Annotated in this window: 7 protein-coding genes; 5 read left to right on the forward strand and 2 right to left on the reverse strand. The window is 56.9% G+C overall.

Going from position 1 to position 13,811, the window contains the following annotated elements; translation table 11 throughout:
- Window positions 1–118: 118 nt before the first annotated feature.
- Complete coding sequence (locus AABO57_01235; protein MEK6284346.1) at window positions 119–3,199, forward strand: VWA domain-containing protein; 3,081 nt, start codon at window positions 119–121, stop codon at window positions 3,197–3,199.
- A 69-nt stretch (window positions 3,200–3,268) separates the two neighbouring features.
- On the opposite strand, the gene AABO57_01240 is transcribed toward AABO57_01235, so the two are convergent.
- Window positions 3,269–4,519 (reverse strand): ABC transporter permease, encoded by a 1,251-nt coding sequence (locus tag AABO57_01240; GenBank protein ID MEK6284347.1) that lies wholly within the window; start codon window positions 4,517–4,519, stop codon window positions 3,269–3,271.
- Between the two features lie 12 nt (window positions 4,520–4,531).
- Window positions 4,532–5,776 carry an ABC transporter permease gene (locus AABO57_01245; protein MEK6284348.1) on the reverse strand — a complete coding sequence of 415 codons (1,245 nt, stop codon included), beginning with the start codon at window positions 5,774–5,776 and terminating at the stop codon, window positions 4,532–4,534.
- Between the two features lie 495 nt (window positions 5,777–6,271).
- Between AABO57_01245 and ftsZ the strand changes: the two genes are divergently transcribed.
- The 4 genes from ftsZ to AABO57_01265 all read left to right on the forward strand — a co-directional run bounded on the left by ftsZ (window position 6,272) and on the right by AABO57_01265 (window position 13,807).
- The gene (gene ftsZ, locus AABO57_01250; GenBank protein ID MEK6284349.1) at window positions 6,272–7,477 is read left to right on the forward strand and encodes a cell division protein FtsZ; all 1,206 of its coding nucleotides are present in this window, start codon (window positions 6,272–6,274) and stop codon (window positions 7,475–7,477) included.
- 320 nt (window positions 7,478–7,797) lie between these two features.
- The gene (locus AABO57_01255) at window positions 7,798–8,739 is read left to right on the forward strand and encodes a DUF1684 domain-containing protein (protein ID MEK6284350.1); all 942 of its coding nucleotides are present in this window, start codon (window positions 7,798–7,800) and stop codon (window positions 8,737–8,739) included.
- A gap of 80 nt (window positions 8,740–8,819) precedes the next feature.
- Window positions 8,820–9,608, forward strand: coding sequence for an enoyl-CoA hydratase (locus AABO57_01260; protein ID MEK6284351.1), 789 nt, complete (start codon window positions 8,820–8,822; stop codon window positions 9,606–9,608).
- Window positions 9,609–9,790: 182 nt separating this feature from the next.
- Complete coding sequence (locus tag AABO57_01265) at window positions 9,791–13,807, forward strand: amino acid adenylation domain-containing protein (protein MEK6284352.1); 4,017 nt, start codon at window positions 9,791–9,793, stop codon at window positions 13,805–13,807.
- Window positions 13,808–13,811 lie beyond the last annotated feature (4 nt).

Here is a 13,811-nt window from a genome sequence, read left to right on the forward strand (position 1 = left end):
ATTTGAATCAGGAAAAGAGATGTACAAGTCGGATCCGCAAAGTTACATTAGTCTCTGAGGTCGACTGAGCCAATCCTCTTGGTCAGCCGGTTCCAAGTTTTGCTATCATCAACGCCGAATGGAAGACTTGGAGAAAGAAGTAAAGAAACAACTCAAGAAGCACCTTAGGGGCGTCGGCGGGTCGACTATTGAGAATCTCGTTAAGAGGCTGGGAAGTCTGCCCTATGAACGGGTGCTGCTCACTACTGACATCGGCGTGGCCCTGGCGGCGACGAATCTGCGAGCGGGAGTCGAGATGCTCAAGGCTGCCCCCGAAGTGTCGCGCCTGATCGATGTCGGAGATACTCGAGTGTGGGGCGAAGTTGGCAAGCGCCTCTCTGCCACCAGCCCCGAAAGCGCAATAGCTTTCTTTCAAACAAGCGCCGCGGTTCTCGAGTCGATTCCTGACGATATGCGGTCGCCGATACTGAGGCTCGTCAACAAGCAAGCCGCGCTCTCCGCCAGCACCGCTATCGAAAGCTTCAACTCGGCGCCCGGTGTTATCAGCAACATCAGGGATCACGAGAACGTTGCGCAGATCCTGACTATCTGCCTGGAACTTGCGCGTCATTCGGTGAAACATAGCAACGACCTATTCCTTGCCGCGCCTCAAGTGATTTCTCAGATTGAAACTCTCAGCGATCCGCAAAGCGGTCAACTGATCAAGCGGGCGTTGACGCTGACTTCATCCTTTGCTTTCAGGTCGGGCGGAACTGCGGCCGAGTTCTTCAGCGCGCTTCCCTCGGTCATGCTCGGTGCTGAGCAAACATCAGTTGAAAGACTTTTTGATATAACGGAATCGTATCTGGATCGATCGGGGGGCGTCGCATTGCAATACTTCAAAGCTGCGAGCCGCGTTCTCACCATCGCCGGCAAAGACTCCTTTGAACGTTGGACCGGACTTGCCAAGCGTGTGGCCTTGCAAGGAAACGCCGCAAGCTATCACTTTATGAAACAGAGCCCGCATATAGTAGCGGAGCTTGCTGCGCGCGTTGGCGCGCAGCGCCGAGCGCAGGTTATCTCCGCCGTGCTCGAGATTGTCGAAGAGATCGCCGATCGGAGTACTCTTGCAGCGGTCGAATGCTTTAAGGCGAGCCCTCTTGCGCTCGGCGCCGCCTCACTCGGACAGTTTCGCGACTGGGCCCGGCGCGGCTTAGATAAACTTGGGGACAACTCGCGCCGCGTTCAGGCTTATTACTCTCTCGAATCGAAGGCGAGCCAGGAAGCGCTGTTCAAGATCGAAGGTGGGCTAACGCTTGATTCGGTCGCTCACACCTTGAGACTTTACGTTGAGGGCTTGACGGGTCGTTCGTTGCACATTGCATCGTTGGCATCGATACCCGACGAAGCGAAGATCGGCGACGGGAGTACGATCTATTTGCCATCGGTGGTCGCGGAATTCGAAGACGAGAAGGAAAACTTTCGCCTATTCAAGGTTCTAGCCGCGCACGCAGCAGGACAGATCGAATTCAGAACTTACTTCAAGGATGCTCCCGAGATACTTGCAGCTTTGGCTGAGACGCGAATTGCCTTTAGCCAACGGATGAATAGTCAGCAGGCCGACCCTGAAAGTAACATGGCAGATCGCGCTACCCTGGGTGGAGCTCAGGCTCCTGCCCCCGGCATCGACTTCCTCGCCGTTCTTGCAGAGTATCCGAACAATGAGCTTGCGTTGCGGTTGTTTACGACGATCGAGAACGGTCGGATCGACTATCTGCTTCGCACGGTCTATCGGGGTATTAGGAGGGATCTCGATTTTGTTCGGATACGCCTGAACGAACGGAGACCCAACATCGAAGACATTCCGCCCGAACTTCTGCCCTTCGAGTTGCTCTTTCAACTTGCCGTCTGTGGAGGCGCGACTCCCGAGGCTCGGCGCTCTTACCCAACGGTCGTGCGCGAGATCGAACAGATCCTTGCCAGCTACGTCATGCGCGAGGACGCCACCGTTGCCGATTCCTTGATGGCGACGCGGCACGTCTACGAACTCTTCGTCGAGCAGCCAAGCCAGTCTGATACTCAAAGCGAAGAATCCGCCGAGGGCGGTGAGAGTAAGAGCAATGATGCGTCGAATGCGGATGCTGCTACCGAGCACAGCGGAGAACGTCAGCACATCAACGTTCAAGATGATCCCTTAAGTTTGTGGAACACCGGGCAGCAGCAAGACATTAGCCCGGATCAGAGTTTATTCAATCGCCTGCAGGGCGCTGAGAGCCCGGAGCAGGATCTGGAGAAAGACGATCGCGTATTTTATTACGACGAATGGGACCGAGAACTTGCCGACTACCGAACTCGCTGGTGCCGCGTAATCGAGCGGGCTGGCTCTCGCGGCTCTCGCGGCTTTGTCGAGCTTGTTCGAAGCCGTTATGCCGGCGTGATCTCGTCGATCCGATATCAGTTTCAATTGATGCGGCCCGAGAACCTGAGACGAATTCGCGGAGAGATTGACGGAGAAGATTACGACTTGCAAAAGGTAATCGACTACGCGCTCGACAAGCGCAGCACCGGCTTGATCGATGATCGTCTGTACACGCGCAAACTCAGGCGTGATCGCGACGTCGCTGTATCGTTCCTGCTGGATATGTCCAGCTCAACTGCGCGAACGATTAGCCGCTATCCCAATCATCCCTACACCCAGCCGGGCCAGCGGATCATCGACATCGAGAAGGAAGGGCTGGTATTGATGAGCGAGGCGCTGGAAGCGGTGGGCGACGTTTACTCGATGCAGGGCTTTACCAGCGAGGGCCGCCGCAACGTGAAGTTTTACGTTATCAAAGATTTCTCCGAGAGTTACTCGGCGGAGGTCGAGCGGCGCATCGGTGGGATCTCCTACCAAAACAATACGCGGCTCGGCGCGGCGATCCGGCACGCAACTACCCGGCTCGCGCGTCAGGATGCGCGCACCAAGCTGATGATCGTACTATCGGACGGCAGGCCTTACGATCACGACTACGGTGACAGCCGATATGCTCGCGAGGACACGAGAATGGCGCTGCGGCAATCTCGCATCGAGGGGATAACCCCGTTTTGCATCACGATCGATCGCGAGTCTGAGGATCAACTGCGCGATATGTACGGCGAGGTAGGATATACGATAATAGACGATGTTTTGAGTTTGCCCGAAAGACTGCCCGGGATTTATAGCAGGCTCACAACCTAAACTAACAAGTGAGAGGTAAAGCCTCAGCTCCGGGAGGCGCGGTCTTCCTACTCGATCGCTGCTAGTGGTTTATTCATATCTCAGAGCTTCGATGGGATCCAACCGAGAGGCTTTTCTTGCCGGCCACACTCCGAAGATCAACCCAATGGCGACTGAGACCGCTAAGCCGGTTACTACCGCCCACAACGGAATCGAGGCTGGGAGTGACGGGAAGATAAGAACTATTATCTGACTGACTGCAACTGCCAACAGCACTCCCAACACACCGCCGAGGAATGTCAATGTCATCGCCTCGAACAAGAACTGGGTGGTGATGTCGCGTCGGCGAGCCCCGATGGCTTTACGAATACCGATTTCAGCGGTGCGCTCGGTCACGCTGACCAGCATGATATTCATCACGCCGATTCCGCCGACTAAAAGACCCACGCTCGAAAGCGCGATCGCCACCAACCCGACCATTGCCGTAATGCTATCAAACTGCTCGATGAACCGATCCGCGGTCTGGAGGTCAAAGTTGTCCTTTTCGTCATATTTGACCCCGCGCTGCCGGCGGAGGATATCCTGAACCTGATCAAGTGCCTGTCGAAGGTGGCCTGAGTGAGCTCGGATAACCAGCAGCATCCATTCGCTTCGAGGGGCAACCTTTCGCAGAGTGCGGAAAGGGATCATCACGGAATTGTCGCTTTCGTTGTCGCCGATCACGCCCTTTCGTTTCTCGAGCACTCCGATGATATCGTATGGCTTGCCTCCCATCATCACTTGCTTGCCGACCACCTGAGCGCCGCCCAGGAACAAGGCGTCCGCCGCACCGCTGCCGATCACCATCACTTCGCGCCGATGCTGATCATCGAGATCGCTGATAAAACGGCCTTCTTGCATCGACTGGTTTGTGATCGCCGCATAGCTGGCCGACACTCCCTGCAGGTTGCCCTGTTTGTATGTCTGCCCGCCGTTGGTAAGGGTCTTATCGAAATTCCACTCGATGAACCCCTGGTTTGCGACGTCCTGAACCGCACTGGCGAACTGCCGAATGGCTTCACCGTCCTCGGGACGTAACGGCTTTCGAGTTCGTTCCGAGCGATCATGCTGGAACGATATGCCGGTCGAGAGGTGAAAGGCGTAGATGTTGTTGGTACCGTATTCTTCTACAAACTGAATGATGTTCGTTCGAAGCCCTGTCAGGATCGAGGCGATGGAGATAACAGTGGTTACTCCAATGACTATGCCGAGCACCGTGAGGAAGCTGCGAAACTTATGCGAGCGGACATTGTCCAATGCCATCAAGAGTGTTTCGCTTGGAACAAACGCCTTTAGCTTCACGTGCTTCGCCTCTTAGTTCTTGGTCAATGCAATAATCGGATCGAGCCGAGCCGCCTTCACCGCCGGATAAATCCCAAATAGCATTCCGATAATGCTCGACACAGCGATTGAAAGGACAACATACGTTAGGGTGATAGTCATTGGCACAGGGGTCGCTGCGCTGATTAACGCCGACACCCCAGCGGCGAGTAATAAGCCCAGAACACCGCCCAACGAGCACAAGACCGATGACTCGATCAGGAACTGCACCAGAATGTGTTTGCGCTTCGCGCCGACCGCCTTGCGCAGCCCGATCTCAAAGGTTCGTTCTGTCACGCTGACGAGCATTATGTTCATCACCACTATGCCACCCACCAACAGCGAGATGAGCGTTATAGGTATGACTGCCACCGCAATAGCTCCAGTGAATTGATCGACCTGGTTGTTTATCTGCTCAACATTCACCAGTCCGAAGTCATCGTCTGCATCGCCCTTTAGCTTATGCCGGTTGCGCATCGCGATACGCGCTTCTTCTAGCGTCGAATCAAAGGTCTCGCGGTTATGCGACTTTCCGTGGAGCTCCAAGCTCTGGCGCCGGCCAAACATTCGCCCGAAGGTTGTCAGCGGAATATAGACATGGTTGTCCAGTGACTGGCCGAACATCGAGCCTCGCTTCTCTTCGACACCGACTATCGTCATGGGCAGCTCTTTGATTTTGATCGTCCTGCCAACCGGATCGAGACCGGTGAAGAACTTATCTTTCAGATCAGTTCCAATCACGCAAACCATCGCGGCATGCTCGACTTCGTGCGGTAGCAGAAAGCGCCCCTCGGAAATGGTCTTGTCTCCTATCTCGGCAAAGTTGGCGGTCACGCCCGAGATCTGTGTCCCGAACAATTCCTGGCCCTCGTGCTTTAGATCGGTGCGCGAATCTGCCGAGGCACCGACTTCCTTGCAGGAGACGCATTTGTTGAGAAGCCAATCCAGGTCATCCCAATCAAGGCGCTTGTTCCGCTTCATCATCTTCTCCCACTCTTCCTCAGTCATGTTTCCAACGTGGGCTATTCGAGCGATCACGAAGTGGTTTACCCCCAGCAGCTTTGAAACCTTCTCGACGACGTAGGCATTCAGCCCGTCAATCGAGGCGCCGACAACCACCACCGATGCGACACCGATGATAATTCCAATCAGCGTGAGAAACGCGCGGAGCTTGTGCGAGAAGATTGATTGCAGGGCAATCTTGGCGGCATCCAGATAGAACGAGTAGACGGTCCCCATAGGATTGAGCTGAGTCTGACTTAGCGAATCACCTCGTTGTACACACTACAGGCTAGTACAAAGTTTGGCAATAACAAGCACGACAAGCCGCCACGCGAAGCAAGCGAGTTCCGAACGCACAACACAAACGCGGCAACGGAGACCTGCATTAACAGATTGATCCTCTTGATCCTCACCGCTTCAACCATAACCTTAAGAGGTATCTCTAAACTGAAGGCAACGAGAGATCTGGACGGGATATCGACATATCCTGGACGAAGGGCCGGACGGTTTGCTTTTGTTTACTGGTTTAATCCTCTGTCCCGGTGATCACAATATCTTGTGGTTGTTGCTCTGAAGTTGGACCATATAACAAGATTTTGGGGTGCGTTTCCGAAGTCGCACTAGTTGCACAAAACCTGTGCAAAATCAAAATAATGGGTGCGTCTTCAAACTTGACATCCGCTACCGGTTTTATACAATTGCGACCCTGCGTTTTTTTCGGGACGATACCGATTGAAACCCGTTCGACACACGCGCGCAAGCCTGGGTCCTGCGCGGCTGGAAGAAGCCTACGAAGACGGAGGTTCCTATATGTTCTCAGATGAAGGTGAAGCCACCAGATCCGCCCGAATAACGTTTGCCGATTTGGAAGGGACTAGGGGCGCCAGGATAAAAGTGATCGGCGTCGGCGGCGCGGGAGGCAATGCTGTCAATCGCCTGATTGAAGACGGCATGGAGGGGGTCGAGTTCCTGGTTGCAAACACCGATCTCCAGGCACTCAAAGACTCAAAGGCTTCAGTAAAGATCCAGATCGGCGAGGAAATTGCGCGAGGGCTTGGCGCGGGGGGAGATCCCGAAGTAGGCAAACGAGCGGCTCTTGAGGATACCGACAAGCTGGTCGATGCGCTTGATGGCGCAGACATGATTTTCGTGACGGCGGGTCTGGGCGGCGGAACCGGCACTGGAGCTGCCCCCATCATAGGAAGTCTTGCCACCGAACTGGGCGCATTGACAATCGCGGTCGTGACCAAGCCTTTCGCTTTCGAGGGACGGCGCCGGGAAATTCAGGCTGAAAAGGGGCTCGAGGAACTGCGAGGCTGCGTTGATAGCGTTATCACCATCCCAAACGAGCGGCTGCTCAAATCGATCACCAAGGCTATTCCGTTTGTCGATGCCTTCGGTCTTGCGGACGGTGTCTTGCGCCAGGCAGTGCGAGGCATCTCAGACATCGTAACGCTTCCCGGTCTGATCAACGTCGACTTCGCCGATGTTAAAGCCATCATGGAAGGCAAAGGCGTTGCCCTGATGGGAACAGGTACAGCATCAGGCGAGAACCGGGCGATCGAGGCTGTGCAGCGAGCCATCTCGAGCCCGCTGCTTGAAGAAGCATCGATCCAGGGCGCTAAGGCGTTGCTTGTGAACGTAACCGGCAGCTCCGATGTGACTCTGTTTGAGATCAGCGAAGCGATGGATTTGATTCACGACTCGGCCGATCCCGAGGCTAACATCATCTTTGGCGCGGTGATCGATGAGCGGCTGACCGGCGCAATAAAGGTAACGGTGATCGCGACACATTTTGCCTCTGCTGCCGCTTCATCAGAATTGGTTCACAACGGGGCAGCTCTGCGCGCTGGCGCTAACAACACCGGAAAGCTCCCCGCTGCTGAGGCTCAACCTGATACAGATACGCCCGCCTTCATGCGCAAGACGGTGAATTAGTGTCGCGCGTTTGGTGAGCCGTGCGGGAGTCGAACGCTCATCAATACCCGCGGCTTCCCTTCCCGATTTTGACTGTGACTCCAATGGGGGCCAATCGCGAGCGCCCCTGGCTTTCCCTCCCACACACTCTCAGTGCTCGCATGCCGGTTACAGAAGCGGTATGCATTAGCCCCACCCTCGAGCCCATCTTACTCATCGTCACGGACCAACCTGGTCAAAGTCTCTGTCGGCCATTTCGGCGCAGCCGTTTTCTGACGGTAGCATCCGTATAGTATGATTTGCCCGGGAACATGATTAACCTGCGATCGACGAGTGAGGCTATGACAACCAGAACTATTCTCAGCGTGGGACTGATAATTATTTTTCTTGCTGTGTCTACGACTGCGCCTGCCGCAGGCGAACCTACAAACCCTGCGCTCGTTTCAGACGAGCCTTCGTACCTGAAGCAAATCGAACGGTGGCGCTCCGAGCGTCTTGAGGAGATCAACGGCAATAATGGCTGGACCTCTCTTGTCGGACTGTTCTGGCTTAATGAGGGGCAAAATAAGCTCGGTAGTGATCCATCGAATGACATAGTCCTTCCGAGAGAGCGCGCTCCAAAGTTCGCGGGCTCATTGTTGCTCGACAAGGGCGTGGTGAGGCTGGAGGCAACGCCCGATGCCGGCATCACGAATGGTGACAAGACCGTGAGGACCCTCGTGCTTCAGTCTGATGCCGATGGCCTAGCAACAGTCTTGAAGCTTGGCTCGCTCACGCTTTTTGTCATCAAGCGCGGTGAGAAGCTCGGCTTGCGAGTTAAGGACAAACAGAGTCCAGCGCCGTCCAGCTTCGCCGGACTCGACTACTTCCCCATCAACTCGAAGTGGAGACTTGAAGCGAGGCTCGAGCCTTATGATCCTCCCAAGATTGTTCCAATTGCCAATGTGCTCGGGATGGTCGACAACATGACATCACCGGGCGCGCTGGTCTTCCAGGTAAACGGGAAGACTTATCGGCTCGATCCAGTGCTGGAAAAAGGTTCGAAGCAGCTTTTCATTATATTCGCCGACAAAACGGCCGGGAAAGAAACCTATGGCGCGGGGCGGTATCTTTATGCCGATCCGCCCGGTGAGGACGGCAAGGTGGTTGTGGATTTCAACAAGGCTCACAATCCGCCCTGCGCCTTCACGCAGTTCGCGACGTGTCCTCTTCCGCCGCGGCAGAACCGGCTCCCGTTCCGCATCGACGCCGGAGAGAAGAAGTACGCGAGAGCCAGCCACTGAGCAAAGAGGGTCTCGAATATTCGAAAGGGTTTCGGCTTGTTGCACAAGCTGAGCTCTCGCAAGTTGTCCTGGAGGATCTGATGAAACCGTATGATTGCCTATTGGTCGAAGGCGACGCGCCAATTGCGCCAGTCGCTATCGTCACGATGAATCGTCCCGAGCGGCGCAACGCGCTTTCGCTCGCGCTTATGGAAGAGCTTATCGATTGCTTCCGCGCGCTCGGTCAACAGCCGGAGATTCGCGCGATCATACTGGCGGCAAATGGACCAGCGTTCTCAGCGGGACATGATCTGAGCGAGTTGAAAGACCGAGGGATCGGCGACTACCGTCACGTGTTCGACCTGTGCGCAAACTTAATGACTCTCATTCAAAGCATCCCGCAGCCTGTGATCGCCGAAGTCAACGGGATCGCCACTGCCGCTGGTTGCCAGCTAGTGGCGACGTGCGATCTCGCGGTCGCGTCCGAGAAGAGTCAGTTCGCAACACCGGGCGTGCGCATAGGTTTGTTCTGCACGACTCCGATGGTCGCTCTCACACGGGCAATTGGCCGCAAGCGCGCGCTTGAGATGTTGCTAACCGGAACACCAATCGACGCGTCAACCGCTATGGAGTGGGGACTGCTCAATCAGGTATTGCCAGCCGCTCAACTGCGGGAGGGAACATACGCGCTGGCGCAGCGGATCGCGGAAGCAAGCGCGTTCACTGTGGCGATTGGGAAACAAGCGTTCTACACGCAGATCGATCTGGATCAGCCAAAGGCTTATGCTTACGCAAAAGAAGTGATGAGCTTGAATGCAATGGCTGAAGACGCCCAGGAAGGAATGGGAGCGTTTCTCGAGAAGCGCACACCGTGCTGGCGCGGGCGTTAGATGTGAGCTACACTGTCGTTCGTCCACACAGCGACCCTCGTGAATGATTCTGGAGGCCCCGGAATCTTTCGGCCTGGAAGATATACGTCTCGATCCTCTTGAGGCGGTCAGGTCCTTCCGGTTGGGTACACCAAAGCAGTTTTCGATACATCTTGGTTTGCAGTCGAGATGGTCTCAAGTGGGTGAACTTGTTCGCTAAACTTCCATCAATTCGCACATCGCATGCTGAGGGTCCTTCGTTACTCCATGGATTCTTTGAAAGGGCCGCCGGGCTCTGGCCGGATCGGTTCGCTGTCGATGTTCCACCTGCACCGGGGCGGCCCGCTCGGCGACTGATTACTTATCGAGAACTGGAACGCCAGTGCGATGCCCTGGTTAGTTTGCTTAACACCTTCATAACGGGGGAGTGCGTCGTGGCTATTCTTCTCCCCCGGCGCACCGAGCATCTGTACAGCAGCCAGTTGGCGGTCCTCAAAGCCGGCGCCGCGTACACATGTATCGATCCCACTTTTCCAGATGAACAGCTTCGCGACATTCTAAAAGATTCGGATGCCGTGGCGGTGCTAACCGACCACGATGGCCTGGCTCGTGCTCGGCGCTCAGGGATCGCCTGCGCGCGCGTGTTCGATGTTGTGGAGTTGATGACCCACGCCGGAAGCGAGGTCGTTTCGCCACCGCCTCGCTCCTGGCTCACGCCGCGAAGCCTGGCCTACATCATTTACACATCAGGCACGACGGGCCGGCCCAAGGGGGTCATGATCGAGCACGGCAGCGTTGCCAACCTCGTCGGCGCGGACCTCTGCGAGTTCGATCTCTCGCCCGACGACCGAATCGGCCAGAGCTCATCTTCCGCGTACGACTCGTCAGTCGAAGAGATTTGGCTTGCGTTCGCGGCGGGAGCAACGGTCGTGGTGATGGACGACGAAACGATCAGACTTGGGCCCGATTTAGTCCCCTGGCTGCGCCGCGAACGCATTAACGTTTTGTGTCCGCCTCCCACGCTTCTTCGCACTACTGGATGCGAGGATCCCATGGAAGCCCTGCCGGATCTGTCGCTTCTCTACGTCGGCGGCGAGGCCCTGCCCGAAGATGTCGCCGAGCGCTGGGCGCCGGGCCGTCGTCTGGTAAACGGCTATGGGCCGACTGAGTGCACGGTGACCGCGATGCGCGGGAGAATCACTGAAGGCGAGCCGATCACGATCGGGCGCCCTGTCTGCGGTCTTCTGGCCTGGGTGATGAATGACGCACTCGACGAAGTTCGTGACGGCGAACGAGGCGAGCTTTGTCTTGGCGGTATCGGTCTGTCGCGAGGCTATCGCAATCGGCCTGAATTGACTGCCCAGAAGTTTCCCGTGCACCCACGCCTGGGACGGATCTACCGCACGGGCGACCTCGCGCATCGCGATCCCGATGGCCGATTCTTTTACCACGGCCGGATGGATTCTCAGGTGAAGCTGCGCGGCTATAGAGTCGAGCTTGAGGCGATTGAAGCGAGGCTCGCCGAGTGCGATGGCGTGCGCGAAGCTGCCTGCCGAGTCCAGCAAAACGGCTCGCAGCAGATGCTCGTCGCATTCGTCGTGCCGGAGAATGGCCACGAGCCTCGGTTCTTCGACGATCTCAAAGCGTCGCTGCTGAAGACCCTGCCGGCTTACATGGTTCCGAGCCGCTTCGCAATTCTTTCCAAGCTTCCGACCAACGTTGGAGGAAAGCTGAACCGGGATGAGCTTCCCCAGGTCGAGAATCCAGGCCGCAACCACGACAAGCGATCGGTCGTGGCGCGGAACCTGATGGAAGAAAGAGTCGCTGCGGCTTTCGGAGAGACTCTTCGCCTGCCGGACAGCGTCGGCATCCACGACGATTTCTTCAACGATCTGGGCGGGGATTCGCTTAACGCCGCGGAGTTGATCTCCGCGTTGAGGGACGACCCGTCCACTGCATCTATAACCGTTCGCGATCTCTATGAAGCACGCTCGGTGGCGGAGTTGGCTAGACGAGCGCAGGCGAACGGGGCTGCGGAGGCGGCCGTCAAAGTAGAGTCCGCCCAGCCAGTCGGGCGTCCGGTTCTAGCGACAAGCGTTCAGATCCTCTGGCTTTTGATTGGCCTCGTTGTTGGATCGTCCGTCGCTTATTTCGCCGCCTTTGACGCGACGCCCTTCCTTATTCGTACCCTGGGCCTGATCCCGTTTCTTCTGGTGACTCCGTTCTTGCTGTTTGGGGCTTTGATAGTTTATACGCCGGTCGCAGTGCTGTTTGCCGTGCTTGCGAAGAAAGTCCTCATTGGCCGGTATCGTCCGTTGCGAGAGCCTGTTTTCGGGAGCTTCTACGTGCGGAACTGGATGGTCCAACAGGCGGTGCGAATGGTACCGTGGCGGCTGCTCGGAGGAACCGAGTTTCAACTCACCGCGCTTCGCGCTCTCGGAGCGCGCATCGGGCGGCGCGTGCATATTCATCGCGGCGTCAACCTTCTTCAAGGCGGCTGGGACCTGCTCGAAATCGGCGACGATGTGACGCTCAGTCAAGACGCCGCTGCACGAGTCGTGGACCTCGACGATGGGCAAGTGCTTGTCGGTCCCGTCTCTCTGGGTGAGGGCAGCACGTTGGACGTGCGCGCCGGCGTGAGCGCGAACACTTTACTCGAGCCGGGAGCGTTTCTCACTGCATTGTCGTCTTTGCCTGCCGGTGGCCGTATCCCGCGAGGCGAACGATGGGACGGCATTCCGGCCAAACCGGCGGGTCAGTCGCCGCCTCAACCACGAGTGCCCGGTGGAGAGCGAATCGTTTCACCATTCTGGCATGGCGTTGCGATGATTCTTGCGCGATTCGGACTCTGGCTGATCGTTGCCCTGGCACTGGAGCTGCCAACCGTCACCCTGGCGCTGATCTACGGACTTGACGCCGAGAGCTTGCTGGACTGGCTGCTTAGCCCTTCGCTTAATCTTTCATTAATCATTGCCGCGTTCGTGATGGTGTCCCTGATTGTGCCGCTCACTGTGACCATTGAAGCTCTTGCCATGAGAGCGATGGGACGGGTCCGGTCAGGCGTCATCGGCCGTTGGAGCCCCTCCTATGTGCGGGTCTGGTTGAAAACGCAGATCGTTCAGTCGGCCGGCGTGTGGCTCAGCGGAACGCTGTTTTGGCCGGTCTGGCTGCGCCTGGCCGGGATGAAGGTCGGACGCCGATGCGAGATCAGCACCATCATCGATGTCGTTCCCGAACTAGTCGAGATAGGCGCCGAAAGCTTTTTCGCCGATGGCATTTATCTCTGCGGGCCGCGCGTGCACCGCGGCGCCGTGACGCTTGAGCCAACCCGCCTCGGTGCAAACACATTTCTGGGAAATCACGTCGTCGTGCCGGCAGGTGAACGGCTGCCGGACAATATTCTGGTTGGTGTTTGCACTGTGGCGGATGATACGGTCATTCGCGCCGGGACCGCCTGGTTCGGTCATCCGCCGTTCGAGCTGCCGAGGCGGGAAACCACTGAATTCGATCGTCACCTCACCCACGAACCATCGTTGATCCGCTACGTGGACCGGGTGTTTTGGGAGCTGCTGCGCAACGGATTATTGATAGTGCCGCTGCTCGTCTTTCCCGCGTGGTTCGAGTTGCTAGCGGCCGCCAAGACGACGGTTTCATCGCCGCTCTTCCTTCTAGCTGTCGTGCCGTTGGTTACCCTGGGAACGGTCGCGTTCTTCTGCCTGCTCGTGCTTGCTCTCAAGTGGAGTCTACTGGGACGGGTTCGCCCGGGCATTCATGCATTTTGGTCTTGCTGGTGCAGCCGGTGGGATTTTCTGTACGTGGCCTGGGCCTTCTATGCAAGCGGCCCGCTCGCTTTCTTAGAAGGAACGTTGCTCCTATCGTGGTATCTGAGAGCGATGGGCGCGCGTGTAGGCCGAAGGGTCATTCTGGGGGGCGGGTTCTCTCAGGTGGTGGATCCTGACATGCTGCAGTTCGAGGACGGAGCAACAGTGAGTTGTCACTTTCAGGCCCACACGTTTGAAGATCGAGTTCTCAAGATTGATCGAGTGCTGATTCGCCGCCGGGCAACGGTAGGAAGCGGAGCGGTGTTGCTCTACGGTGCGGACATTGGCGCTGGGACTCACGTGGCCCCGCACAGCGTAGTGATGAAGCGCGAGAGCCTTCTTCCTGGGCGTTCATACAGCGGTTGTCCAACCCGCCCGGTCAAGACCCGAAATGAATGACTGA

It is taken from the genome of Acidobacteriota bacterium (assembly GCA_038040445.1).
Classification (GTDB): domain Bacteria; phylum Acidobacteriota; class Blastocatellia; order UBA7656; family UBA7656; genus Onstottus_A; species Onstottus_A frigus.